Origin of the sequence: Chryseobacterium gregarium DSM 19109 (assembly GCF_000430845.1) — a bacterium.
Classification (GTDB): domain Bacteria; phylum Bacteroidota; class Bacteroidia; order Flavobacteriales; family Weeksellaceae; genus Chryseobacterium; species Chryseobacterium gregarium.
On sequence record NZ_AUMU01000010.1, the window covers coordinates 116,714 to 140,843 of the forward strand.

Sequence of the window (24,130 nt, forward strand, 5' to 3'; positions counted from 1 at the left end):
ACAAAATGTTTTTTTTTACAATGTACTCTCTGCGGAATTCAGCCATCCGTAAATAGGATCATACAGGGTGTCTATGTTTCCTGCACCTATCGTGAGAATGATCTCAAATTCTTTTTCTTTTATTTTACCGAAGGCATCATTTAATGAGGATACTTCCTTTTGGCCTAATGTTATTTTTTCGGATAACCATTCGGATGTAATACCCTGATAGTTTTCCTGAAGCTCGCGCGCCGGGTAGATATCCAGCAGAATCAATTCATCGGCCTGGCTTAAACTTTCTGCAAATCCGTCTGCAAAATCCCTTGTCCTGCTGAACAGGTGCGGCTGGAAAATCACCAGTAATTTCTTTTCAGGATAAAAAGTCCGGATCGAGCTTATGACAGCATTGATCTCTGTAGGATGATGCGCATAATCGTCGATATATATTTTACCGTTTTGGCAGTTGTGTTTTGTATATCTCCTTTTAATTCCTTTAAATCCGGCAATGGCTTTCTTCAATGTTTCAAAATCCACTCCCAGATTATGAAGAATAGCCAGCGCTACCGTTGCATTTTCAACATTATGGATTCCGGGAATCTCCCAGATAAAATCTTTTACCGTTTCTTCAGGGGTATGGAAATCAAAATAGATCTTGTCATTCTCCATCCGTAGATGATCAGAATAATAGTCGGCTTCTTCGTTCACGGCATACGTCAGATGAGGTTTTCCGATTTCAATTCCTTTCCTGACAAAAAGCTGCCGGTCATTCGGAACCAAGGCTGCAAATTGTCTGAAGCCCTCTTCAATGGTATCTTTATCACCGTAAATATCAAGATGGTCAGCATCAGTAGAAGTAATTACCGCCCAGTCCGGCAAAAGGCTCAGGAAACTCCGGTCGTATTCGTCCGCTTCTACTACAGCATATTCTGAGCCGTTATACAGGAAATTTGATTTAAAATTCTCAGAAATCCCTCCTAAAAAGCATGAAAAAGGCAGATCTGCTTCTTTGCACAAATGAGAAACCAAGGTAGACGTTGTGGTCTTCCCATGGGTTCCGGCAACGGCAATACAGTCTGTGTTCTCAGTAATCATCCCTAAGACTTTCGCACGCTTAAGCACTTCAAACTGATTTTCAGTGAAATAATTCAGGATGTCCAGCTTTTTAATGGCGGGAGTATAGATGACCAATGTGTTTTCTTGCTGAAGTGAAGTGATGTTTTCATCAATGACATCTTCAAAAACAATATCAATTCCTTCGTTCATTAAAACCTGAGTAAGCTTGGTATTAGTTTTGTCATAACCACAAACATTTTTGCCCGAAGCATGGAAATAACGTGCCAAAGCACTCATTCCGATACCTCCGATTCCAACGAAGTAAAAATTCTGATATGTTTCTAAACGGTTCATTATATAAATTCGATATTTTTAGATTCAAGATTTGAGAGTATTCCCTGTCTCATACCTTTAGGCCTATTTTATTTATGATGTCATCCACAATCTCTTTTGCAGCATCAGGCTTGGCAAAATAGGTGAGATTTTCAGACATTTCTTTTCTTATATTTTCATTTTCGCAGATTTCTGATAACGTATTCCAGAATTTTTCCTGCATTTCAGAGTCCTTTACCATTCGGGCGGCATCTTTTTCCACCAGATTCATGGCATTCTTAGTCTGATGGTCTTCCGCTGCAAAGGGGAAGGGAACCAATATGACCGGCTTCTGCGCTACGGTCAGCTCTGAAATGGCGATGGCACCCGCTCTTGAGACAATAACATCGGCTGCTGAATAGGCGGTTTCCATATCTTTGATGAATTCTTTCAGCTGGATGGATGCCGGAAGCTGCAGGCCGCAAGATAACTCATTATAGTCCAGTTTCCCGGTCTGCCAGATCAGCTGATATCCTTTTTCTTTAAGACGTTCAAGATTTTCTTTCCAGCCGTTATTCAATGTTCTGGACCCTAAAGAACCACCGACTGAAAGAATCGTCAGCCTGTCTTTATCAAGGCCCATTTTTTCTTTTGCCTGAGCAGTAGCCTGCATTCCTGATACAATCGCCGAACGGATCGGATTGCCCAGAAACCTTATTTTATCAGCCGGAAAGCCTTCAACTTCAGGATAAGCGGTAAAGACCGTTTTCGCTTTTTTACTTAAAATCTTATTCGTTACACCTGCATATGCATTCTGTTCCTGAATAAAAATAGGGATTCCCAGCCTGCTTGCTTCATATAATGCCGGTCCGCTTGCGAAACCGCCGGTCCCGATGGCAAAATCCGGAGCGAATTTTTTAATAATTCTTTTTGACCGGGATAAGCTCTTTAAAATTTTAAAAGGCAGACCCAGGTTTGAAAGCATATTTCCTCTGTTGATTCCTGCGATATCGATTCCTTCAATGGTATACCCGGCCTGCGGAACTTTTTCCATTTCCATTTTTCCGTTGGCCCCGATGAACAAAAACTCAGCATTCGGAAATCTTTTTCTGATCTCGTCTGCAATAGCAATAGCCGGGAAGATATGTCCTCCTGTCCCGCCGCCGCTCAATAATACTTTTAGTTTTTTATTCATTGTATCGGTTTTAAGCTGTAGGCTGATTTTCAATCAGATCAATAAATTCTACATCGACCAAAATTTCATTTTTACCATCAATATTCTTTTTCGATATAACTTTTACGGTATACATACCATCATTAAGCTCTATAACTTCGCCGACTTCCAATTTAAAAGTCTCAAGAAAACTGATGATATTTTCGCTGGTGTCAATCACCACCGGGTTTTCTGAATTTTTGTTATCGGTAAAAGTAATTTTTCTTATGTCCATTTTGTTTTTTTTTAAGCGATATCGTTTATTTCTGCAATGCTTTGTTTTTTGCCCATGCCTTCTTCATCGTAAATCTGTATTCTTGAGCTGATATTTAAAATAATTCCCAGCTGCAGATAGGTGACAAGCATTGAGGTTCCTCCGTAACTGATCAGGGGCAGCGGTTGTCCTGTCACCGGAATCAGATTAACGGCAACGGCAATATTGACCGAGAGCTGTATGAAAATCATCACACCGAGACTGAGTACCAGCAATGACCCGAAGAAGGCCGGCATTTTGCTGGCGATCATGACAATACGGATCATCATAATGAGATATAAGCTGACCAGGAATGCGGCACCGATTACCCCGTATTCTTCAACAATGACTGCGAAAATAAAATCGGATGCCGATTGCGGAAGCATCTGTTTCAGAGCGCTTTTTCCTGGGCCCATTCCTGTAATCCCACCATGAACAATGGCCGCTTTTGCCTGCATGACCTGATAATTCTTTGCTTTTAAGCTTTCATCGTCAACATCGGCTGTTTTTGCTTTGCTTGAGGTAAAAGTCTCAATACGGCTCATCCACGTGTGGACCCGGTTTCCGCCGATTAAATTGGTATTTAAGGCAATGATCAAGAACAATACAATGGCGATAAATGATGAGGAAATAAACCCTGCAATATATTTCCAGTGTAACTGTCCTACTATCAGGACGATAACGGAAACCAATAATATCATTAAGGCTGTGGAACCGTTATCTTTGGCAACCAGTACAAAAACCAGTAAAATAGGCCCGAAAATATACATAATGTTCTCAATCGGAAGCCTTTCCCGGGTAATTTTCTTTGTCAGATACCGGCAGAGATAAATAATCAACATTAAAAATGCGAAAGAAGACGGCTGGAATGAAATCGGGGTCCCGGGAATTTTCAGCCATCTCGAAGCACTGGCTCCGTCAATGGTCTGCCCGGTGAACATCGTGATGATTAAAAGCACAACCATTAAGCCGAGCATGATGCTGCTAAGCTTGCCGATGTATTCATATTTCACCATTCCGACTACCCTCATGATCGCCAGTCCCAGGACAACAAAGAACATATGCTTGATCACGTGACCGGTTGTGGTCCCGTTATTCACGATATATTCCAGATTTGAACTTGCAGAATATACCGGGAAGATAGAGAAAATGGAGATCACAAGAATGACCATCCAAAGTACTTTATCGCCCTTCAGGAATTCAAATCTGTTGTCTGTGTCTTGTTCGTTCATAATACTGTATTCATGTAAACTGTCAAAATAAATTGTATTTTTTACAACCGACATTTTACATTTCGCTTATTTTTGATACCTGCTCTTTAAACTGACGGCCCCTGTCTTCATAGCTTTTGAATAAATCAAAGCTGGCACAGCAGGGAGAGAGTAAAACGGTATCTCCTTTTTTAGTCAGCGATTTTGAGATCTTTACGGCTTCTTCCATGCTTGAGGTATCGTATATAAATTCTTTCTTATTCTTAAAGAAATCTATAATCTTCTGGTTGTCGATTCCTAAGCAGACAATGGCTTTTACTTTTCTTTTGACTAAATCTTCAATTTCGGTATAGTCATTCCCTTTATCCAGACCTCCAACGATCCAGACCGTCGGCGTCTTCATGCTTTCTAATGCATAATAGGTGGCATTGACGTTGGTTGCCTTACTGTCATTGATATATTTTACACCGTCGGTTTCGGCAACAAATTCCAGCCGATGCTCTACTGCCTGAAACGTCATTAATGAATTCCTGATGCTTTCATTGTTGATTTCCAGTATTTTACCGGCAATAGATGCGGCTAAGCTGTTCGCTACGTTATGGTTGCCCAAAAGAGATAATTCTTCCGCTTTCATGGAAAACCTGTCCTGCAGCTGTACCACAATCAGATCTTCATCGATAAAACCTCCTTCAGACAGTTTCTCCTTTGTTGAAAAAGGGATCATTTTTGCTTTGATTTCCAGCTTTTCCAGCAGGCTCTTGCTCATTTGATCATCCTTATTGTAGACGAAAAAATTATCATTTTCCTGGTTTTCCGTAATCCTGAATTTCGCCAAAGCATATTCTTCATAATTATAATTGTACTGATCCAGGTGATCCTGAGACAGATTCAGCAATAAAGAAATATAAGGCCTGAAATTCTGAATGTCATCCAGCTGGAAAGAGCTTACTTCCAGCACATAATATTCATGGTTTTCATCGGCAACCTGCTTTGCGAAACTGTAGCCGATGTTTCCGCCTAACCCTACATTAAGACCGTCATTTTTCAGAATATGATAGATGAGTGACGTTGTTGTTGTTTTTCCGTTGCTGCCTGTGATCGCAATGATTTTAGCATCTGTAAATTCAGAAGCAAACTCAATTTCAGAAGAAATCCTGATCCCCTGGTCATGAATTTTATAGATGATCTCCGCTTTTTTCGGGATTCCCGGACTTTTTACGATCCAGTCTGCACTTAAAATTTTTTCTTCGTTGTGATTCCCTTCTTCAAACTCAATGTCATTGTCAGTAAGAAACAGCTTATAGTTATCCTTAATGGCTCCTTTGTCTGAAAGAAAAACTTCCAGGCCCTGTTTCTTGGCCAGATAAGCAGCTCCGCATCCGCTTTCCCCTCCTCCTAAAACAACTATTTTCATATTTATTTTTGATTTAATGACTGAAAAATTTAAATGATTCAAAAATTATTAAATGCTTAAATATTTCAATTAATTTCTTATCTCATTTTTAATGTAATCAAACATACAATGGCCAGCATAACACCAATGATAATCATCCTGTTAACGATTTTACTTTCGTGAAAACCACCTTTCTGATAATGATGGTGCAGCGGTGACATTCTGAATAACCTGTTGCCCTGGGCATATTCTATCCCGAATTTTCTTTTTCTGTATTTAAATACAATAACCTGAAGCATCACAGAAACATTTTCTATCAGGAAAATCCCGCATAATACAGGGATCATTAATTCTTTTCTTAAAATAATGGCTAAAACGGCAATCACGCCGCCCAGCATCAAGCTTCCTGTGTCGCCCATAAAAACCTGGGCAGGATAGGTGTTGTACCAGAAAAAACCGATGACAGCTCCTACCATCGCGACCACAAAAATGGTGGTTTCCCCCATATTCGGAAGGAACATGATGTTAAGGTAATCGGCGAAAATAATGTTTCCTGAAAGATAGGCAAACAGACCCAGCGTCAGTAAAATCACCGTACTCGTCCCTGCAGCCAGACCATCAATCCCATCTGTAATATTTGCACCGTTGGAAACGGCTGTCACAATGAAAATAACAATCGGGATAAAGACCACCCAGGCCCATTCGTGAGCATCCTTATCATTCATCCAGAATAAAATCCCGCTGTAATCAAACTCATTGTTTTTAGCAAAGGGCACCGTAGAGACGGCAATTTTCTCCGTAGGCATAAAATTCTGCTCTACATTATTGCGGTTGACCACTTTTGCATCCGAATATTTTCTCTTTACGGTAATATCAGGATGGAAATACATCGTAATGCCTACAATCAGTCCCAGACCGACCTGTCCCACGATTTTGAATTTTCCGCTTAATCCGTCTTTGTTTTTCTTAACCTTTTTCAGATAATCATCAAGAAAGCCGATAGCACCCATCCAGATCATCGAACCCAGTAAAAGGACGATATACACATTGGTAATACGGGTAAACAGCAGAACGGGAATAAGCGTCGCTATAATAATGATGAGCCCTCCCATGGTAGGCGTGCCTTCTTTCTGCTTCTGACCGTCCAGCCCTAAATCACGAACCAGTTCACCCATCTGCTTTTTTCTCAGGAAGCTGATGATTCTTTTTCCGTATACCAAAGCAATGATCAGGGAAAAAAGCACTGATATGCCTGCACGGAAAGAGATGTATCTCAACAGCCCCAATCCCGGGACATGGATCCCCTGACTTGTTAAATATTCGTATAGGTAGTATAACATTTCTTTTGATTTGAAAATTTAATTTATTTAAAAATTTAAAGATTGAGGCCGCTCCATATTTTCACTCAAATATTTAATAAAATTTGAGATATTAGAAGAAATCTCTCTCGACAGATTAATTATTTCTTCGGCATTATTTTCATCTCCTAACTTTAATCTTTTACTTACAATCATCATACTTCTAACTTCGGCACAACTGCCTTTTGCAATTTTTAAATATCTAATAAACTGTCGGTTATTATTATATTCTGAGCCTTCCGCAATATTGTTTGATATTGAAAAACTTGCTCTTTTTATCTGGTTATTAAATTCAAATTATTTTTCAAGGCTTTTGTTATGAATGAACTGATAAACTTTTTCTATTAAATCTAAACTTTTAATGTAAACCGGGAAATTTTCAAAATTTTTTGTCATCATTAAATTTTTAATCTTTAAATCAATTCAATCCTTAAATCAAGCGTCTACTTACTCATTAATTTCCAAAGCTCATTGATGACTTCCTTATCATCAAAATGATGTTTCACCCCATTGATTTCCTGATAATTTTCATGGCCTTTCCCGGCTACCAGAACAATATCCTTCGGTTCTGCAAACTTTATTGCCATTTTTATGGCTTCTTTCCTGTCCGGGATTGAAGTGTACTTGCTGAAATACTGAGGTTCAACACCGGCTTCTATTTCCCTGATAATCTGTGCCGGATCCTCCGTCCTCGGGTTGTCTGAGGTAATGATGGCCAGTGTTGATTTTTTGCTGGCAATATTGCCCATTTCAGGCCTCTTGGCATGGTCCCTGTCGCCTCCGCAGCCAAAAACAGTGATCAGTCTTTCATTTTTTGTCCGGATATCATTAATGCTGTCCAGAATATTTTCCAGTGCATCCGGCGTATGTGCATAATCTACAATGAAGAAAATCCCGCCGTCTGACTTAAAGGTTTCAAACCTTCCGGAAACTCTTTTCAGCCTGCTGATCGCCTGAAGGATTTCTTCCTGTTCAAAGCCCAGCTCAGAAGCAATGCCGAAAACCAGCAATAGATTATAGACATTGAATTTCCCGGTTAGCGTGGTCCAGAATTCTTTTCCGTTGAAGTTCAGCAGCATTCCGTTGAAATCAACTTCCAGAAGTTTCCCGTGGTAATCTGCCATCGTTTTCAAAGCATAAGACTTTTTCGTTGCCTTAGTGTTCTGGAGCATGACCGTACCGTTTTTATCATCGATGTTTGTCAGGGCAACCGCATTTTCATTCAAGCCGTCAAAAAACCTTTTCTTGGTCTTTAAATACTCATCAAAGGTTTTGTGGTAATCCAGGTGGTCATGGGTAAGGTTGGTAAAACCTGCTATTTTAAAATGAAGCCCTTCGATTCTGTTCTGCGCGATTCCGTGGGAACTTACTTCCATGAAAGCAAAGTCACAGCTTTCTTCAACAGCCTGAGCTAAAATTTTATTAATCGTAATCACATCCGGCGTGGTGTGGGTGGCAGGAATTACCTGATCTCCGATCCGGATTTCAACGGTAGACAATAGAACAGACTCATAACCTAAATTTTTGAAAACATCGAAAAGCAAAGTGGAAACAGAAGTCTTTCCATTAGTTCCCGTAACCCCGATTAAATGAAGTTTTTCGGAAGGGTTCCCATAAAAATTAGAAGCTAACTGCCCTAAGGTTTTTGAAGAATCTTTTACTTTGATATACGTGATATTTTCATCCTGAGTTTTGGGAAATTCTTCGCAGACGATTGTTTTTGCCCCTTTTTCAACAGAAGCCGGGATAAAAGAGTGTCCGTCCGAAACCGTTCCTTTCATCGCAATGTAAAGACAATTCTCTGTGACCTTTCTGCTGTCAAATACCAATTCTGAAACCTCACGGTTGTCATCGCCTTGAATTTCTAAGACCGGAATTCTTTTTAGTAGTTCTGTTAATACCATTTTTATATGGATGGGATTTCTCCCGTTTATATTTTTATCAGGCAGGTTTCATGCTGCCATGTTTTCAACTTTATTTTAATTCTGCAGAGATAAATAAATTCTCTGGTTTTTACTGATGACGGTGCCTTCCAAAGGAAACTGCTCTGTGATTCTTCCAACCCCTTTGAAATCCACACGGTATCCTAAGTTTTCCAGCTGCGGAATGACATTTTTCCCAATCAGCCCGACAACGCTTGGCATCTGTTTATTATTAACTGCTACTCTCACATTGGGTTCAACCATTTTGTTCAGGTTTACCTTTCTGTCAACAAGCATTTCTTTCTCAATATTCTGAGGGGTTTTGAGGAATGTTTTTCCTGCAATCTCTTTAAATACCGGTGCGGAAACAGTTCCTCCGTAAAATCCCTTTGCGGTATTTGGCTCGCTGATCATTACATAACAGGTATACTTCGGCTTGTCGGCAGGATAGAAGCCGGCAAACGATGCACGGTACTTCATAGGGCCCGGAAGCCAGTATTCAAACCTTGCAGTTCCTGTTTTTCCCGCCATTTTCAGGTTCGGGGTGAAAATGCTTTTCCCGGTCCCTTTTTCTACGGCTTTTGTCAGTGCGCTGGTCATCATCTTAATTGCCTTTTCTGATGCCATTTTATTCACCATGACTTCGGGTTTGGCAGTGTACATCAGCTTTCCGTCCTTCATGATCTTATCAATGAATAAAGGCTTCAGCATTTTACCGCCATTCGCCACCCCGTTGTAGAATGAGGTTAACTGTAATAAGTTAATGTTTGATGAATATCCGTAGGCAATTGACGCTAAAGTTGCGGCATTCCATCTTTTATTTTCAGGCGTTACGATTTTCGGTTTGGTGATTCCCGGAAGCTCGATGTCCATTTTGTCAAACAACTTCCACCGTTTCAGGTGGTCGAGGAAAATCTGAGGTTTCTCTGCATAATATTTTGTAATCAGTTTCGCGGTTCCTACGTTGCTGGATTTTGCCAGCACATCACTGATGTCATAGGTACCGTGGCCGTGGCCGTCGGAAATTCTTTGCTTGGCATAGACCCAGACTCCGTTTCCTACGTCTACCGTGGTGTTTTCATCGATAAAACCGTCATCCATTGCCGCCAGGAGTGAAATGGTTTTGAATGTAGAGCCCGGCTCAATATTATCCTTTAAAGCATAGTTATAGGAATCTACAAAGTCTCCGTCATCATTGCGTCTCAGGTTTACCAAGGCGCGTACTTTTCCGGTCTCCACCTCCATTACGATTACAGTTCCGTGCTTGGCTTCGAAATTGATCAGCTGTTTCTCCAGAGCCGAATGGGCGATGTCCTGAATCCTAAGGTCTAATGTGGTATAAACATCTTCGCCGTCCACCGGTTCTTTTACTTTCCAGTAATCAATCGGCTTCCATTGGGAGGAGTTGATCCTCTGTTCCAGTCTCTTCCCGTCGGTTCCCCTCAGGTATTTTGAAAAGGCGCCTTCGAGCCCTGAGCTGTATTCGCCGTTGTCCATCCCGATGGTTCCGGCTCCGATTTCCGAAGTGGCAAGTTCCCTCTTGTAATTCCTATCTACAATAAACCCTCCTTTATTTTTTCCTCTTTTAAAAATCGGGAACTTTCTGATCCGGTCATACTGGTCAAAATCAAGGCCTTTTACCAGTGTGTAATACTGGTTTTTCTTTTTTCTCTGCTCGTCGAACTTCTTTCTGAATTCCGCCCGGGATTTTCCGAACATTTTGCTCAGGGAGTCGGTTAATGCCCCGATGTTGTTGGTATAAACGGTATCCTTCATGGTCTTGAAGTCAAGATAGATATCATACCGCATAACGGTTGTTGCGAGAATGGAGCCGTCTGAAGCAAAGAGGTTTCCGCGGGCAGCCTTTAAGGTTGCTTCCCGGTAATTTTTATTGATGTAATCATCTTTAATCTCCTGCACATTGGTATTCTGAAGAATGACAATCCTCGCCAGGAACATCACAAACACGCACAAAGCCACCACTGCGAAGAGGTAGCCCCATTTTAGCGTATTCTTACGCTTGTTGTCGTATTCATTTGTTTTTTGCATCTGTACTGTCCAGTTTGATTAGCAGTTTATGAGGATGGTTTTCCAGGGTCATCAGAGAGTCCCTCGCTACTTCTTTCCCCAATTGAGATTCCATTTTTACTTTGATCAGCTTACTTTGTGCGTAAGCGTTTCTTGATTTATATTCTTCGGTTTCTTCCTTTAACGCGTTGACGATTTCTATTTTTTTATTAACCAGATGGTTGCTGTAGATTATGGCCATCATCAGGACAAACAACAATAAAAAATACTTGTAGTGTATTTTTACCTCATCACGATTCAGGAAATTGCCTTTTACAATATCTATAAAAGTTAATTTCTTCTGAGGGCGGTATGTTGTTCTTTTTGCCAATGTATTTTATAGTTGATGATTGATCAATAACAGGTACCATCGCCTGTCATGTATTGTTAATCATTTATAGTTTTATTCCTGTTCTCATTTTTGCACTTCTGGCTCTTGAGTTTTCTTTGATTTCCTTATCATCAGGAATGATCGCCTTACTTTTTACCAGCTCAAATGCTTTTTTATAATTTCCGTAAATGTCTCTTTCCGGTTCGCCCTCAAACATTCCGTTTTTCAAAAACCTTTTGACCAGCCGGTCTTCCAAAGAATGATAGGAAATAACTACCAGCCTGCCTTCCGGCTTTAAAATATTATAAGACTGAACCAGCATTTCCTTCAGAGCTTCAAGTTCCTGATTAACTTCAATTCTTATCGCCTGAAACAGCTGGGCGTAAAACTTGTTTACCTTATGGGGCGGAAGATAATTGAATAGTTTTTTCAGATCTTCTGTGGTATTTATGCTTTTTATCTTTCTGTGGTACACAATATCCCTTGCCAGTTTCCTGGCTTCCCTCAGCTCGCCATAGTAATAAAAAATATCTGCAAGCTGTTCCTCATCATAATCATTGATTACTCTTTTGGCATCAAGCCCCTGCATAACGTTCATCCTCATATCCAGCGGTGCGTTGCTTCTCGTTGAAAAGCCTCGTTCTGCCTGATCGAACTGATGGGAAGAAACCCCTAAGTCTGCCAGGATGCCGTCTACCTGTGAAATCCCGTGCATCAGTAAAGAATTCTCCAGAAACCTGAAGTTCTGGTTAATCAATGTAAATCTGGGATCTTCGATCGTATTTTTAAGAGCATCCAGATCCTGATCAAAGCTGAACAGTCTTCCGTTGTCTGACAGCCTGCTAAGGATTTCCCTTGAGTGGCCTCCACCGCCAAAAGTACAGTCCACGTATGCTCCGTCCTGATTCGTCACCAAATCATCAACACTCTGTCTCAGCAAAACGGGGTTATGATACATGTTAAATTGTGTTTTTTCTTATTTTATTAATATTCAGCGTTTTTATTCTTCATTAAATGCGCCCATTACGTCTTCCGCAAGACCGGCAAAATCTTCTTCATTGGTAGCAATAACCTTTTCATACGCTTCTTTATCCCAGATTTCAAATAATTCTCCTGCGCTGGTAATCACAATATCTTTCCGGAGATTTGAAAAATGAGTCAGATCCTTGGAAATCTGCAGTCTTCCTGCGCTATCCAGTTCTGCTATTTTTACTCCAGCCGTAAACATTCTGATGAAATCAGCATTTTTTTTAATGAATCTGTTCAGCTTATTAATCTTACCCATCACTTTATCCCATGCATGCATAGGATACACTTCAAGGCAGGGTTGGAACACGGATCTTTTAACTACAAATGCCCTGTCATCGCAGTCTTCCATCTGTTTGATCAGAGATGAAGGAACTTTTAAACGGCCTTTATCGTCAATTTTACACTCATATGTCCCAATGAAATTCTTCATTTGGGACAAATTTATATAATAATTTCCAAAAGCTCCCACTTTTCCCCACTTTTTGCCTTAATGTTAATAAGTTTTATTATAAGATCATTTTATAAGGGTTAATAAATTGATCATGTGACCATTATAGAAGTTGTTATTCAGGTCATAACAAAGAATTCAATAAAAAAGCAAAGAAAAAAGAGTTTGGTATGTTATTTTTATTTTAAATTAGGGTTATCAAAATATTTTTGAGGTTTAATTTGTATTTTTGCAAGGCTTTATTAAGGCATTATATGATATTTAGTACGAAAAAAGAAAAGAAATATACCTTTGTTGAGGCGGGAGAAGGACATCCATTGGTGCTGCTGCACGGTTTAATGGGTGGTTTAAGTAATTTCGATAAGATGGTGGATTTTTTTTCTAACCGGGGATTCAAAGTATATGTTCCTCAGTTGCCGATCTACGATTTGCCGGTACTTAATACGAATCTGACAACAATTGCCAAATATATTATTAAGTTTTTAGAAAGTCATATTGAGGGTCCTGCTACCATAGTGGGGAATTCAATGGGAGGTCATGTGGGTCTTATTTTGACGCTGGCAAGACCGGATCTGGTTAATAACCTGGTGCTTACAGGAAGTTCGGGACTATACGAAAGGACTTTCGGTGACAGTTTTCCCAGAAAAAATGACCGTTCCTATATCAGAAAAAAAACAGAAGACGTTTTTTATGATCCTGCTGTCGCTACTGAGGACCTTGTTGATGAAGTTTTCGGGGTGGTAAATGACCGGATGAAGGGTATTAAAACGGTAATGCTGGCAAGAAGTGCCATCAAACACAATATGCTGCATGATTTGCCTAAAATTCTTACCCCGACATGTCTTATATGGGGTAAACAGGATAATGTAACGCCGCCTGAAGTAGCGGAAGACATGCATAAATTCATTCCGAACTCAGAACTGTTCTGGATCGATAAATGCGGGCACGCGGCAATGATGGAAAAGCCAGACGAATTCAATGAGATTCTTTACACCTGGGTAAAAGATAAAGTTTAAATAAAAATTAATATAAATAACCATTAAGAACTTCTTAATGGTTTATTTTTCTAAACATATTTCAAAAAATGGTTATTAAAACAGCAACGTTTGTCAAGAGCAGCGGAAGATGGCAGGACTGCCCTGAACCAGACCTTCCCGAGTATGCGTTTATCGGCAGATCAAATGTAGGAAAGTCTTCATTAATCAATGCGATGATGAACCATAAGGACCTGGCCAAAACTTCAGGAACGCCCGGAAAAACGCAGCTTATCAATCATTTTTTAGTAAATGAGAACTGGTACCTTACCGATTTACCGGGATATGGGTATGCCAAAGTTTCCAAATCCATCAGGAAAGACTTCGAGAAACTGATTACCAACTACATCCTGAACCGGAGAAACCTGGTGAACCTTTTTGTTCTGGTTGATTCAAGGCACAAGCCCCAGCTGATTGACCTGGAATTTATCCAGTGGTGCGGTGAAAGCGGAGTGCCGTTTTCTATTGTATTTACCAAAGCGGATAAACTGAAGCCTAATATAGTAATCTCCAATGTGGAAGATTATAAAAAAGAACTGCACAAGACCTGGGAAGACCTTCCGGAGCTGTACGTAACGTCTGCTGAAAAAAAGGAAGGCGGCGACGAAATCCTGAAATTTATCCAGAAGACCAATGAATTCCTAACATTAAACCATGTGACTTTTGATGAGTAATATGGTCTGGAAGATTAAGTCTTTTGATGAATTTACCGTTCCCGAATTATATGCTGTCCTGAAAGCTAGAATTGATGTCTTTGTTGTGGAGCAGAACTGTCCGTATCCTGATCTGGACGATTACGACCAGAAAGCGGTTCACCTCTGGGCGGAGGAAGATGGGGAAGTCCTGGCCAGCTGCCGGATTTTCAATAAAGGAGTCAAGTATAATGAAGCTTCTATCGGAAGGGTTTTAACTACAGAACAAGCAAGGGGCAAAAGCCTCGGGAGACAGCTGATCCGATATGCAGTAGAAACGATTGAAAATCGTTTTCATACTTCTGAAATCAGGATCTCCGCACAGGATTACCTGCTGAAGTTCTACAGCGATTTCGGATTTGAAGATACGGGAAAAAAATATCTTGAAGATGACATTCCGCACACGGAAATGCTTAGAACATAAAGAAAATAAAAGCGAAGACATGATGAATTCATTCTTCGCTTTTTTAATGATATATATGGAGTGTTTTTTGTGGTTTTTAGTTTTTATCTGAAATAGCCTTTAAAATAATAGGTTCGAGATTAGATGGTAGGTCAGCAGATTTTATCTGATAGTTTTTGATCTTCATTTCTTTAAACCAATTTTCCCAGTATTCTTTGATCACGGCTTCTTCAAAAGGGTTTCCTTTTTCAGGATTGATACCGAGCACAATAACTTCAAGATTATTCAGGTTATCATTGGCTTTTACGAAACCATATCCATTTTTTTCCATGTCTGTCTTAAAATTGGAAGTCGTAAGGTTATTGGCTTTGATCAATTTACTGGTGAGATAAGATGTTTTATAGGAATTCTTATTCTTTTCCTCAAATTTGGAATCTGCATGATACATATAGCCGTCGGTCAGGATGAAAAGGATATTCCTGCGGTCATTTTTAATACAGTAATCCTTCACTTTGTTTTTAAAAAATTTCCAGATATCCGAACCTATATAATTTCCGTCTTTAATGGCTGACTGATAAATGTATGAGGGGATTTCAGCATATTTCTTTTCAACTGATGTAAAATAATCTTTGGAAGTATTTTTATCAAAGGAAACTTTAAGGTCTTTCGTAAACTGGTTGATTTTCGGGTCGGAAGGTTCCGGGTTGAAAAATACCTGCATCTGGTCGTCATAGGTAATGATCTTTTTTGATTTGAGATGATCAATAAATCCTTTTTGGATAGCTCTGATGTATTCCATATCTCTCTGAAAATAGGGCATGGCAGGATTCGGATTGGTATCCGGGTCAATTCTGTCTGACAGGTCAATCAGAATACTGACATTGATGTTGTTTGAATCAACAATAACTGAATCCTTTTTTTTAGGATCTGTTTCATTCACTTTTTTATTACAACAAGACACTAAGCAAATCATAAAAAACAGGTAAAATATTTTTTTCATAATTCTGATTATAAGGATGATAAATACACTAAATTCTGATTGTTGTCGTTGGCTCCCACAATATCCAGATTGCTCGTATACGTGTCAATACAGCTGTCGATCATGGTCTGTTTTTCAATTCTTGAAACGGCTATTTTTTCACCGATGAACGTAATCCAGCCCTGGACATATTCCGAAGCGTACATTTTATAATCTTTTGTGGGAATAATCACTCCGTCAATGATATTCTGAAGTTCTTCAATCCTGCCCCGGGTTTTGATCACCGATTCTTTAATGCTGCCGATATTGGCCTTAATGTCCTCAATTTCCTTTTTCAGGGCATTGATCTTTTCTGTCAGGAACTCTACTTTCTTCTGCCTGATCTCCTGTTCGTTTTTAATCCGGTCTTTTTCCCGGTGCTCTTTCATCACAAAGTCAAATACGAGCCCCCAGATAATGTATACAATGAATCCGGCGAAAATAATACCCCAAAACTGGTTCTTGGTAAAAGCAATTTTAAGGTTAAATGGGGGAGACTCAAAAGTCTTGTTAAGTTCGTATAATTTAGATTCTATTTCATATGCTAAAATGGCATCGAAAATAAAAGTTACCACAAATAATAAACCCAGCTTTACGTAATTGACTTTTGTTTTATTTTCACCGAACATATGAATCAGAAATCCCAATCCAAGAAATACAAACGGGATTAAAGTAACAAAAGAAACTTCAATAAAGCCGTCAGCCCATGCTTTTGTCCATGCATTGGCATCCAAAACACTCTGTATGACTGTACTTTTTGCATCAAATGTTTTAAAAAAAGCAGAGTAGGATGTGGAAATATAAAATGTTGCCAAATATAAAGTTATCGGAACCAGAAGGATAGCACCGATCCAGAATTTTGTAGAGGCACCTCTTGTCGCTTTTACGTTGTACTTTTCAGGGTTTCTCGGCAGATCAAGGATTTCCGCTTTTAAAGTTTCAGCATTCTGCTGGTGGCTTTCAATTTCTATATTTTTATTTTTTGCCTGCTCTTCTTTGGTTTCTGCGGAAACAGTAAGTGCTTTGATTTCCGTTTCCCGGTTTTTCTGTTCATTGACATAGGATTCTTTCAGCTTCTGCTGTTTTTCCACCATTTCCTTTTCCTCATTCTGAAACCTGGAATATACCGCATCCAGGCAGATGGATAAAGTCGAATGGTTCCCGCTGGTTCTTGAACTGTCTCTGTAGCCTGATTCATGATAGGTCCTTTTCCTGCTTTCTTCTGGAGATTCTTCATCCGGGTTTATTTCTGTTTTCGGAAGTTCTTCCTGTATGGGTTCTGCCGGAAAGGATTTTAGTTTAAACAAATTTTTTATACTGGTCGTATCCATGGTTTTAGTGTTTTAATTCATATAAAATAGCATTCTTATTTTTGCCGGTTTGTACGGCTTCAATCAGGTAATCAACAATTGCCTGTGCATTTTCTTCTAAAAATCCGAACATGATCACGTACTTTTCCATTGCGGCATGTTCATTAGGAGTGACAATCCCGTCTGCCCACATCATTACGGTAAGATCGTATAAATAGTCTACTTTTTCTTCTATAGTTCGAGGAAGCAAAGACTTGATATTGATCGGGTGTGAAAGGATTTCATCTAAATTCTTCGGAGAAATTCCTCTTTCTTCAGCGCATGTATAGAGCATCTTCAGCTCCAGGGCACTGAAATCATCATCACAGATGGCCATCTGGTACAGCCTTAAAAAATGAGCTTTGAGGTTTTCGGTTATTTGGGTATTATCCATGATTGGTTTGTTCTTCTTTAGGGGGTCTGGGATTAATGATTTTGTCTCTTGAAACAGTTCTGTGTTGTACTGATAATGGATGTTCCGATGTATCTTCGGTAATTTCCTCTTCCTGTTTTTGGGCCGGCTTTTCTATGAAACTGATCAGCAGAAATAAAATTCCCGTGATGGTATCAACCGGAATCCATAAACTTTTCCGGTACAGGTAAATGGGAAAAACAGGGTTGAAAAGGATGAGGATAACAAGAAACACGATGCTGAAATAGTGTTGCTTAAAACTTACCGTATTGTATAAGACCATCAAAGCGCCGATGGAGACAAGAATCCTTAAAAAAGTATAATATTCTATAGGAAGCCTGAAGATACCGATGAAACAGCATAATGCACAAAAAATGAAAAATGGTTTCATAATTAATGTTTAAATCCTTTCTGAAAATTGTATTTAAAATTAAATCGGTCTTCTGACATAAAGATGAAGACAAAAAAATCGATGAGGGCTATCAGAGAAGGGATAAAGGTCCAGCAGAAAATAAGATAGAGTATTCCGGTCATGGTCTGTCCCAGATAAAATCTGTGGATGCCTAACCCTCCCAGAAAAAAAGCAAGCAGTGCGGTGGTAATTTTTGATTTCATAGGTTATACTCTGGATAAAATTTCGTTCTTCTTCTCTTCAAATTCTTCTTGGGAAATAATCCCGTTTTCCGCTAAACCTTTTAGCTTTTGCAGCAGGGCAAACGGATCTTCATTTTCTATCATCAATGGTTTTACCTGCTGAAAATGTTGTGGTGAAGTAATAATCGGTGTGGCATTATTTACGGTAACGCCTCCTCCTGCGGATGCCCTTCTGGTTTCCAGGTCTTTTTCCCTTCTTACGCTTCTCATGCGCTCTTCAATTTCCTGTGCATACTGATACAGTTTTCTGGCCTGTGCTTTGGGAAGGTAATCCATCATGTTGGTAAAACCCATGGTCGTTCTCATTATAAAAGTAGACCCGATAATTCCTTCTTTAATATGACAGTCTGCCACATCAACCCAACTATAGTCCTGGAAACCCATGGACAAACCGAAATTTCTGGGCCTGCAGAAAATAATTCTTCTGTTGGTAAGGGCAATGCAGTCTGAAGACAAATTGAGGACAGGTTTCTTCTGAACTGCAATATATTCTACACTTTCCTGAGAGGTGAGCAGGCTGTTGATTCTTCCCAAAAGCTTTTCGACGGCTTGAGGATCCTGCTCTTCATTTAAAAAATTCTTTATATTCATGTTATTTTGTTTTTGGTTATTTTACATCTTTATATTGTACATATCCTGTTCTACCGGATTTCTGCACTTTTACTTTATACCAGTCAGGTAATTTTTCAAGGCGGATTAATTTTTCGTTTTTCGCAACCTTTTCTATTATTTTAGACTTTACAGATGCCTTTTCGTAAATAAAGATTTTTGTAACACCAGCAATATACCGGTTATTGGAATTGATGTTGACATTAACCTTATCAATAAATACCTTTGGCGGCTTACGGGATTTTGAAGAGGTAGAAGATTCAGATCTTTTGTGTTTTTTAGGTTTGCTTTTACTTGATGAACTTCCTGAACATACGCCGCAGGTTCCTCCGGAACCGCAATGCCCGCACCGTGAACAGCTTGTGCAGGCAGAACAATACGCAGATCCTGTGCATCTTCCTTCATGTTCTATATTATCGTTGGCTTTAAAGCATGAATGTAAAAAGAGCATGCTTAGGATGGTTATAATGAATGGAATTAGTTTTTTCATAATTTAATTGTAATTTTCAAAGGTTTGATGAAGTTGGGTCCTATACTGGTAAATTTCATCCAGACTGCCTAATATTATCTTTTCTCCTGCATCTTTTCCGTTGTGAAATATCTCTATGTATTTGTTTGCTGTATTAAAATGCAGTCTGCAAATGGGTTTTCTATTATTGTTATCCAATAAAATCCCGAAATACGATAGGGTGTCCCGGTAGGCTATTCTTGAAGAAGGAATCTTTTCCCTTAAAATAGCTTTAACAATCTGAAAGCCTTCCAGCTCCTCTTCTGTCGTTACAATTTTAGAATCAGTGTTTTCATCAAGAGACTGTGCCGGTTTTACGTCATTATCCTGTTTTTCTATCTGTTCATTAATGCTTAAAGCCGATTTTAATCTGAAGCTGATAGATTCATTGATAGAAGTGGTTAATGCTTTTTTGGTATATTCCTTAAAAGGAACCATCCTATTGGCGGTAATCGATTTTTCAAAAAAGCGGCTCACTAAAAGTCTGACCAGTTCATCGGAAGGGTTTTCAATTTCTTTTTCAAACTCTTTTCTGATGGCTTTAATGTATTTAAGGGCTTCGGCAGAATCCAGGATTTCCTCAAGGTTGTAATCCTTTTTGGTGAACTTTTCCAGGATTTTAATGGAACTGTCTTTAAGGTCTTCAATATTAATCGTGAAAAAAGGTTTTTCATCCATAATATTGGGTTTCTCAAGATCAGTGTAAAAATTATAGACAATTCCGTTCGTCAAAACTCCGAATCTCGTTTTCGAAACATGATAGTATCGGTGGAGCTGAGAATTATGGGCATCGGCACTTTCTTTCCAGTGCTTGCATTCAATAATAAAAATCGGATTGTCATTATGACGGATTACGTAATCCACCTTTTCTCCTTTCTTGGTCCCGATATCACAGATGTGTTCGGGAATCACTTCTGTAGGATTAAAGATGTCGTAACCTAAAATCTGGATGAAGGGCATAACGAATGCATTTTTGGTGGCTTCTTCTGTCCCGATCTGGTCCTTAATGCCGATGACTTTTTGATGCAGTTGCTCAAGTTTGATTTTAAGATCCATAGTTATTGTTTTTTTAATGTCTCATCTATAATTTCTGCTAAAGGGGCATTGGACTGTACCGAATGGATCCCGCTTTCCATTGCTGCTTTTGAACTGTAGAGCTGGCTTTTCCCGATGATTTCACCGTTTCGGGCTTTCAGAAGAAAATATTCTTTTCCGTTGACGGCTGTTCTTCTGTCATACCGATAATCATTCTGCGCATTGTTTTTTACGGATTCTATTCCTTTCTGGCAGGAGGCTTTCTGAATATAGCCTTCACTGGTTAAAATAATTTCACCGTTCCCGGCTTTAAGACTGAACTGGTACTCATAATTGCTTCTCTGAGTAATGATAAATTTTCCCATGATGATTATTTATTTTGTATGGCACGCATTTGAACAATAATAACAACCATTAATGTTATATTTTCGATTTGGATATAGTCTTTTTGCTTCAGTTATCGCTTCCTGGCAAGATCCAAAGTAACCCAGGTACGTTCTGTTTTCGATTGAGGGTAAATAACTACATGAACTTTCGTGAACTTCATAATCTCCGTTAGATTGCTGATTGTTATTGATGTAATAATGTTTCATAATATTTGTTTTTATTTAACACTCCAAAAGTATCACCCCTCAATGAAAAATTTTTACGGGTTTCCGTAAAACGGGCAAAAATAAAAAAACCTTTCAAAAAAATTGAAAGGCTGAAGTACTGCAGTAATAAAATCATTTCAGATAATCCCGATATCTTTACAGAATGCCACCAGCTGTTCATTGCTGTTGACTTCAAGGTCTTCTTTCAGGCTGTTTAACCTTTTTTCCACGCTGCTCAGGCTGGAAGGCCGGATACTCCGTTCTTCAAGATGGACAGGAATGTTTTTTTGCAGGATTCCTTTCGAGAGCAGTGACACCAGCGTAATATCATAGGTGGAAAATTCATAATTATTGAACTTTTTCATCTCCTGCTTAAGGTCAAAAGAGAGATAACTTTCGCCGATGTATACCGAAGCGATGGATTTTTTCAGGTCTTTGGAATCATTTCTTGCTTTTTGCACGTATCCGTTGATGTGATAATCTGAAAACAGATTTTCAATGACTCCGGTTTTGCGTTCAGCTGAAAACACAATCACCTTCAGGCCAGACTGTAACTCTTTGGCCTTTCGGATGAGATCTTTCCCGTCCTGGAGGTTTTGGGCATGATGATCCTCCTCATAGTAAAGATCGGTGATCATCAGATCATACGGTTGCTGCTCTCGAAGGGCTTTCTGAATTTTTCCGATGGCATCATCGCAATAGTATACAAAATCCACGATGGGGATATTCAGGTCTTGAAGGGTTTTCTGTACGGAGATATTGATGCTTTCGTGATCTTCTGCTATTAAAATTTTTTTGAACATGGTTATATTGTTAATTGAAAATTAGGATTTTTCGATGTTTCAAAAGTATATCCCTTTATTTCTGAATCCTTACGGTTTCACGTAAAACAGCGAAAAAATGAATTCTGCTTGCTGCACGGATGAGCTATATAATGCCGATATCCTTGCAGATTACCACCATTTCAATATTGTTTTTGGCACCCACGCTTTCGCGGAGTTCATTCAGTCGCTTTTCAACGGAACGGATGCTGTGGGGCTTCATGCCATGCTCTTTAAGCCATGCCCCGATTTCATTTTGTCTGTAGCCCTTAGCCAGCAGTTCAAGCAGTTTGATGTCATAAGAATCAAACTCAACAGGCGTATTGCGTATCGCATTCAGGATTTCCTGTGAAATTACAATTTCACCAATAAAAACTTTCCTGATGGTGTGTTTAAGATCCTTTCCGTCATTTCTGGCTTTGCTTACAAAACCGTTGATATGATGTGTTTTATAAAGATCATCGATCACTTTAGCCCTTTTTTCTACAGAAAATACCACAATTTTTAAATCAGGCTGTACTTCTTTCGCTTTCCGGATCAGATCCTGTCCCGAACCTATATTCTGAGGGATATGATCTTTCTGAAAAGACAGGTCGGTAACTAACAGGTCATACGGAGTCTTTTCCAAAACGGCTGCTTTAATTTTTTCCAGGGCATCATCGCAATAATTTACAAAGTCAAAATGTATGATATTCAGTTCTGTCAGCGCATTTATAATTCCTAAGTTCATGACCTCCTGGTCTTCGGCGATTAAAATTTTTTTGAACATGGTATGGTCACAATATTTAAGAAGCAGGAACCGAAAGGTTGACTTTGAGCCCTTTTTCAATTTTTGTGTCAAAAGTAATGGTTCCGTTAATCGCTTCAATACGGGAAACCGTATTCCGTAATCCGTTGTTGTAGATCAGGTCCCCGGAAATGCCGATCCCATTGTCTTTATACTGAATATCAACAGAGTTATTTATTTTTTCAAACCGAAAAGCGACATTGGTTGCCTTGCTGTGCTTCCTCATATTAACCATCAGTTCGCGGATAATCTGGTATACTTCTTCTTGCACAGGCAGTGAAATGGTTTCCCAGAGTAAAGAGGTGTTACCCGCCGTATAGGTTTTTACTGTAGCATTATTGAAAGAAGCAATAAGTTCAGAAATTCTTTTACTGAATTCCTGTTCATCACCGTTTTTGTCATAAGAGATATCCCTGGATTTTTCGTAGACAAATTCCAGTTCATCCAATGCTTTATCCCTGTCAAAATGCTCCTGGTTTTCAATCTTGGTCATTACCTGATAAATGCCGTTGGCCACCACGTCATGTACTTTCTTGGATATCTTAAGCTGGGTGTTTTTTACTTCGAGCTCTTTTTCCTGCTGAAGCCTTTTCTTTCTTTTTTTGTACCAAAAGAAACCGCCAACTAAAAATAATGATAAAACTCCTATTCCACCATTTTTTCTTATCCTTTCAATCTCATTATCTGCTTTTAATTTTTGGTTTAGGGCATTTTTTTGTTCTACATCGTACCTAATCACTGCAAATTGATTTTTAGCTTTGCTTCTTGCAATTTGTACACTATCATTCAAAGTTTGGAATTCTTTAAAATAAATTAAATAGTTTTCTTTATCTAAATTAATTATTTTCTGTAATGCCTGTAACTTATCTTCTTTGCTATCATTTTTAATTGATATTTCTAACATTTTCTTTGAATAATCAAGAGCTTTTGATTTATCCTTATCAAAGAAATAATCAGCCAAAGTGGCATAACTTGAATTTTGAGCTAAAAGATCATTTTGTTCTTGCCTGATTTTTAAAGCTTTAAAAAACTCAGGAAGAGGGTTGTAATTTTTATTCTCATAATATTTAACTTTTGCTAAATTATTTAATGCTCTTACATAATTTTTTTTAATATTTGTGTCAAGTGCTAAATTAAAATTATATCCTGCTCCCTTATAATCTTTTAAAGACATTAATGCATCACCCAGATTATTATGATATAGTGCTATATCATCGGGCTTATTTGCGTACTTTAATGCTTCTTTGTAAAATTTAATGGCGTTATCAAAATCATAAAGATAAGATGAGGAAATTCCCATATTATTATAACTGGAACCTAATGATAATTTTATTATACTGTCATTGATATTTTTAAGAAATTTGTTGCCTTCAACAGATGTCTCGATGCTGCCGTAATAGTCACCATTATATTGCTGAATAATAGCCATATTTACTAATGACCTACCAACTCCAGAAGAATCTTTAATATCTAAATAGGAATTCTTTGCTAGATTAAAATAGTAAAAAGCAGAGTCATTATTAATTTTCTTTGCTTTCTTATAATAGTCATCAGCAATATTTTTATTTTGAGTAATTATTGTCTCTTTTTTGCAAGAAAAGCTTAAGATTAAAAGAATAAGTAAAAAATAAGTTTTCATAGTTTTA

26 protein-coding genes and 1 pseudogene are annotated in these 24,130 nt (G+C 38.7%); 3 read left to right on the forward strand and 24 right to left on the reverse strand.

The genetic code is table 11. The features are described from left to right. Positions 1-15: 15 nt before the first annotated feature. The 12 genes and pseudogenes from murC to mraZ form a co-directional block, all read right to left on the reverse strand. Positions 16-1,386 (reverse strand): UDP-N-acetylmuramate--L-alanine ligase, encoded by a 1,371-nt coding sequence (murC, locus tag H561_RS0112625; protein WP_027387346.1) that lies wholly within the window; start codon positions 1,384-1,386, stop codon positions 16-18. A 49-nt stretch (positions 1,387-1,435) separates the two neighbouring features. Beyond that, positions 1,436-2,539: an undecaprenyldiphospho-muramoylpentapeptide beta-N-acetylglucosaminyltransferase gene (gene murG / locus H561_RS0112630; RefSeq protein WP_027387347.1), complete on the reverse strand. Its 1,104-nt coding sequence runs from the start codon at positions 2,537-2,539 to the stop codon at positions 1,436-1,438. Between the two features lie 10 nt (positions 2,540-2,549). Next, positions 2,550-2,792, reverse strand: a complete 243-nt coding sequence (locus H561_RS0112635; RefSeq protein ID WP_027387348.1) for a hypothetical protein — start codon at positions 2,790-2,792, stop codon at positions 2,550-2,552. An 11-nt stretch (positions 2,793-2,803) separates the two neighbouring features. Continuing rightward, complete coding sequence (locus tag H561_RS0112640; RefSeq protein ID WP_027387349.1) at positions 2,804-4,042, reverse strand: FtsW/RodA/SpoVE family cell cycle protein; 1,239 nt, start codon at positions 4,040-4,042, stop codon at positions 2,804-2,806. 55 nt (positions 4,043-4,097) lie between these two features. After that, entirely contained in the window at positions 4,098-5,435 is a 1,338-nt protein-coding gene (murD, locus tag H561_RS0112645) for a UDP-N-acetylmuramoyl-L-alanine--D-glutamate ligase (RefSeq protein ID WP_027387350.1), read from the reverse strand. Positions 5,436-5,512: 77 nt separating this feature from the next. Beyond that, positions 5,513-6,754 (reverse strand): phospho-N-acetylmuramoyl-pentapeptide-transferase, encoded by a 1,242-nt coding sequence (gene mraY / locus H561_RS0112650; protein WP_027387351.1) that lies wholly within the window; start codon positions 6,752-6,754, stop codon positions 5,513-5,515. A 27-nt stretch (positions 6,755-6,781) separates the two neighbouring features. Continuing rightward, positions 6,782-7,057 (reverse strand): annotated as a pseudogene (locus H561_RS23645) (four helix bundle protein); the annotation flags it as partial. 158 nt (positions 7,058-7,215) lie between these two features. Further along, entirely contained in the window at positions 7,216-8,676 is a 1,461-nt protein-coding gene (locus H561_RS0112665; RefSeq protein ID WP_027387352.1) for a UDP-N-acetylmuramoyl-L-alanyl-D-glutamate--2,6-diaminopimelate ligase, read from the reverse strand. A 75-nt stretch (positions 8,677-8,751) separates the two neighbouring features. Further along, a complete protein-coding gene (locus H561_RS0112670) occupies positions 8,752-10,743 on the reverse strand; it encodes a penicillin-binding transpeptidase domain-containing protein (RefSeq protein ID WP_027387353.1) in 1,992 nt (663 codons plus the stop codon). Further along, positions 10,727-11,092: an FtsL-like putative cell division protein gene (locus tag H561_RS0112675; protein ID WP_027387354.1), complete on the reverse strand. Its 366-nt coding sequence runs from the start codon at positions 11,090-11,092 to the stop codon at positions 10,727-10,729. The genes H561_RS0112670 and H561_RS0112675 overlap by 17 nt, the downstream gene beginning before the upstream one ends. Positions 11,093-11,156: 64 nt before the next feature. Continuing rightward, positions 11,157-12,050: a 16S rRNA (cytosine(1402)-N(4))-methyltransferase RsmH gene (rsmH, locus tag H561_RS0112680; protein WP_027387355.1), complete on the reverse strand. Its 894-nt coding sequence runs from the start codon at positions 12,048-12,050 to the stop codon at positions 11,157-11,159. A 42-nt stretch (positions 12,051-12,092) separates the two neighbouring features. Next, positions 12,093-12,551, reverse strand: a complete 459-nt coding sequence (gene mraZ / locus H561_RS0112685; protein WP_034762142.1) for a division/cell wall cluster transcriptional repressor MraZ — start codon at positions 12,549-12,551, stop codon at positions 12,093-12,095. A gap of 272 nt (positions 12,552-12,823) precedes the next feature. On the opposite strand from mraZ, the gene H561_RS0112690 reads away from it, so the two are divergent. From H561_RS0112690 to H561_RS0112700, 3 genes are all read left to right on the forward strand, one after another. Beyond that, positions 12,824-13,585, forward strand: coding sequence for an alpha/beta fold hydrolase (locus H561_RS0112690; RefSeq protein WP_027387357.1), 762 nt, complete (start codon positions 12,824-12,826; stop codon positions 13,583-13,585). 68 nt (positions 13,586-13,653) lie between these two features. Then, positions 13,654-14,277 carry a ribosome biogenesis GTP-binding protein YihA/YsxC gene (yihA, locus tag H561_RS0112695; protein ID WP_027387358.1) on the forward strand — a complete coding sequence of 208 codons (624 nt, stop codon included), beginning with the start codon at positions 13,654-13,656 and terminating at the stop codon, positions 14,275-14,277. Next, positions 14,270-14,719 (forward strand): GNAT family N-acetyltransferase, encoded by a 450-nt coding sequence (locus H561_RS0112700; protein ID WP_027387359.1) that lies wholly within the window; start codon positions 14,270-14,272, stop codon positions 14,717-14,719. Before yihA ends, H561_RS0112700 begins: the two co-directional genes overlap by 8 nt. A gap of 76 nt (positions 14,720-14,795) precedes the next feature. Here the strand turns inward: H561_RS0112700 and H561_RS0112705 are convergent, their stop codons facing one another. The 12 genes from H561_RS0112705 to H561_RS0112770 form a co-directional block, all read right to left on the reverse strand. After that, positions 14,796-15,638, reverse strand: coding sequence for a hypothetical protein (locus H561_RS0112705; RefSeq protein WP_228372267.1), 843 nt, complete (start codon positions 15,636-15,638; stop codon positions 14,796-14,798). A 68-nt stretch (positions 15,639-15,706) separates the two neighbouring features. Further along, positions 15,707-17,047: a beta-carotene 15,15'-monooxygenase gene (locus H561_RS0112710; RefSeq protein WP_027387361.1), complete on the reverse strand. Its 1,341-nt coding sequence runs from the start codon at positions 17,045-17,047 to the stop codon at positions 15,707-15,709. Between the two features lie 4 nt (positions 17,048-17,051). Then, positions 17,052-17,459 (reverse strand): hypothetical protein, encoded by a 408-nt coding sequence (locus H561_RS0112715; RefSeq protein ID WP_027387362.1) that lies wholly within the window; start codon positions 17,457-17,459, stop codon positions 17,052-17,054. Continuing rightward, entirely contained in the window at positions 17,452-17,868 is a 417-nt protein-coding gene (locus H561_RS0112720) for a DUF6804 family protein (protein WP_027387363.1), read from the reverse strand. Before H561_RS0112720 ends, H561_RS0112715 begins: the two co-directional genes overlap by 8 nt. Positions 17,869-17,870: 2 nt before the next feature. Continuing rightward, positions 17,871-18,092, reverse strand: a complete 222-nt coding sequence (locus H561_RS0112725; RefSeq protein ID WP_027387364.1) for a TM2 domain-containing protein — start codon at positions 18,090-18,092, stop codon at positions 17,871-17,873. A 3-nt stretch (positions 18,093-18,095) separates the two neighbouring features. Next, entirely contained in the window at positions 18,096-18,722 is a 627-nt protein-coding gene (locus H561_RS0112730) for a PH domain-containing protein (protein ID WP_027387365.1), read from the reverse strand. A 16-nt stretch (positions 18,723-18,738) separates the two neighbouring features. Next, the gene (locus H561_RS0112735) at positions 18,739-19,230 is read right to left on the reverse strand and encodes an SH3 domain-containing protein (RefSeq protein WP_027387366.1); all 492 of its coding nucleotides are present in this window, start codon (positions 19,228-19,230) and stop codon (positions 18,739-18,741) included. 3 nt (positions 19,231-19,233) lie between these two features. Further along, a complete protein-coding gene (locus H561_RS0112740; protein WP_027387367.1) occupies positions 19,234-20,304 on the reverse strand; it encodes a type I restriction endonuclease in 1,071 nt (356 codons plus the stop codon). Between the two features lie 2 nt (positions 20,305-20,306). Then, complete coding sequence (locus tag H561_RS0112745) at positions 20,307-20,648, reverse strand: YegP family protein (protein WP_027387368.1); 342 nt, start codon at positions 20,646-20,648, stop codon at positions 20,307-20,309. Between the two features lie 365 nt (positions 20,649-21,013). Beyond that, positions 21,014-21,679: a response regulator gene (locus tag H561_RS0112760; RefSeq protein ID WP_027387370.1), complete on the reverse strand. Its 666-nt coding sequence runs from the start codon at positions 21,677-21,679 to the stop codon at positions 21,014-21,016. 124 nt (positions 21,680-21,803) lie between these two features. Beyond that, a complete protein-coding gene (locus H561_RS0112765; protein ID WP_027387371.1) occupies positions 21,804-22,466 on the reverse strand; it encodes a DNA-binding response regulator in 663 nt (220 codons plus the stop codon). 16 nt (positions 22,467-22,482) lie between these two features. After that, on the reverse strand, positions 22,483-24,123 hold the full coding sequence (locus tag H561_RS0112770) for a tetratricopeptide repeat-containing sensor histidine kinase (RefSeq protein WP_155845789.1): 1,641 nt from the start codon (positions 24,121-24,123) through the stop codon (positions 22,483-22,485). Between the last annotated feature and the right edge of the window lie 7 nt (positions 24,124-24,130).

Bases quoted from the DNA above. Each gene is read 5' to 3' on its own strand.
- murC (WP_027387346.1), bottom strand. From the start codon at position 1,386: ATGAACCGTTTAGAAACATATCAGAATTTTTACTTCGTTGGAATCGGA.
- H561_RS0112720 (WP_027387363.1), bottom strand. From the start codon at position 17,868: ATGAAACCATTTTTCATTTTTTGTGCATTATGCTGTTTCATCGGTATC.
- murD (WP_027387350.1), bottom strand. From the start codon at position 5,435: ATGAAAATAGTTGTTTTAGGAGGAGGGGAAAGCGGATGCGGAGCTGCT.
- H561_RS0112745 (WP_027387368.1), bottom strand. From the start codon at position 20,648: ATGGGAAAATTTATCATTACTCAGAGAAGCAATTATGAGTACCAGTTC.
- H561_RS0112715 (WP_027387362.1), bottom strand. From the start codon at position 17,459: ATGGATAATACCCAAATAACCGAAAACCTCAAAGCTCATTTTTTAAGG.
- H561_RS0112640 (WP_027387349.1), bottom strand. From the start codon at position 4,042: ATGAACGAACAAGACACAGACAACAGATTTGAATTCCTGAAGGGCGAT.
- mraZ (WP_034762142.1), bottom strand. From the start codon at position 12,551: ATGAAGAATTTCATTGGGACATATGAGTGTAAAATTGACGATAAAGGC.
- H561_RS0112765 (WP_027387371.1), bottom strand. From the start codon at position 22,466: ATGTTCAAAAAAATTTTAATCGCCGAAGACCAGGAGGTCATGAACTTA.
- H561_RS0112665 (WP_027387352.1), bottom strand. From the start codon at position 8,676: ATGGTATTAACAGAACTACTAAAAAGAATTCCGGTCTTAGAAATTCAA.
- H561_RS0112725 (WP_027387364.1), bottom strand. From the start codon at position 18,092: ATGAAATCAAAAATTACCACCGCACTGCTTGCTTTTTTTCTGGGAGGG.
- murG (WP_027387347.1), bottom strand. From the start codon at position 2,539: ATGAATAAAAAACTAAAAGTATTATTGAGCGGCGGCGGGACAGGAGGA.
- yihA (WP_027387358.1), top strand. From the start codon at position 13,654: ATGGTTATTAAAACAGCAACGTTTGTCAAGAGCAGCGGAAGATGGCAG.
- H561_RS0112735 (WP_027387366.1), bottom strand. From the start codon at position 19,230: ATGAAAAAACTAATTCCATTCATTATAACCATCCTAAGCATGCTCTTT.
- H561_RS0112690 (WP_027387357.1), top strand. From the start codon at position 12,824: ATGATATTTAGTACGAAAAAAGAAAAGAAATATACCTTTGTTGAGGCG.
- rsmH (WP_027387355.1), bottom strand. From the start codon at position 12,050: ATGTATCATAACCCCGTTTTGCTGAGACAGAGTGTTGATGATTTGGTG.
- H561_RS0112670 (WP_027387353.1), bottom strand. From the start codon at position 10,743: ATGCAAAAAACAAATGAATACGACAACAAGCGTAAGAATACGCTAAAA.
- H561_RS0112700 (WP_027387359.1), top strand. From the start codon at position 14,270: ATGAGTAATATGGTCTGGAAGATTAAGTCTTTTGATGAATTTACCGTT.
- H561_RS0112730 (WP_027387365.1), bottom strand. From the start codon at position 18,722: ATGAATATAAAGAATTTTTTAAATGAAGAGCAGGATCCTCAAGCCGTC.
- H561_RS0112635 (WP_027387348.1), bottom strand. From the start codon at position 2,792: ATGGACATAAGAAAAATTACTTTTACCGATAACAAAAATTCAGAAAAC.
- mraY (WP_027387351.1), bottom strand. From the start codon at position 6,754: ATGTTATACTACCTATACGAATATTTAACAAGTCAGGGGATCCATGTC.
- H561_RS0112760 (WP_027387370.1), bottom strand. From the start codon at position 21,679: ATGTTCAAAAAAATTTTAATAGCAGAAGATCACGAAAGCATCAATATC.
- H561_RS0112770 (WP_155845789.1), bottom strand. From the start codon at position 24,123: ATGAAAACTTATTTTTTACTTATTCTTTTAATCTTAAGCTTTTCTTGC.
- H561_RS0112710 (WP_027387361.1), bottom strand. From the start codon at position 17,047: ATGGATACGACCAGTATAAAAAATTTGTTTAAACTAAAATCCTTTCCG.
- H561_RS0112740 (WP_027387367.1), bottom strand. From the start codon at position 20,304: ATGGATCTTAAAATCAAACTTGAGCAACTGCATCAAAAAGTCATCGGC.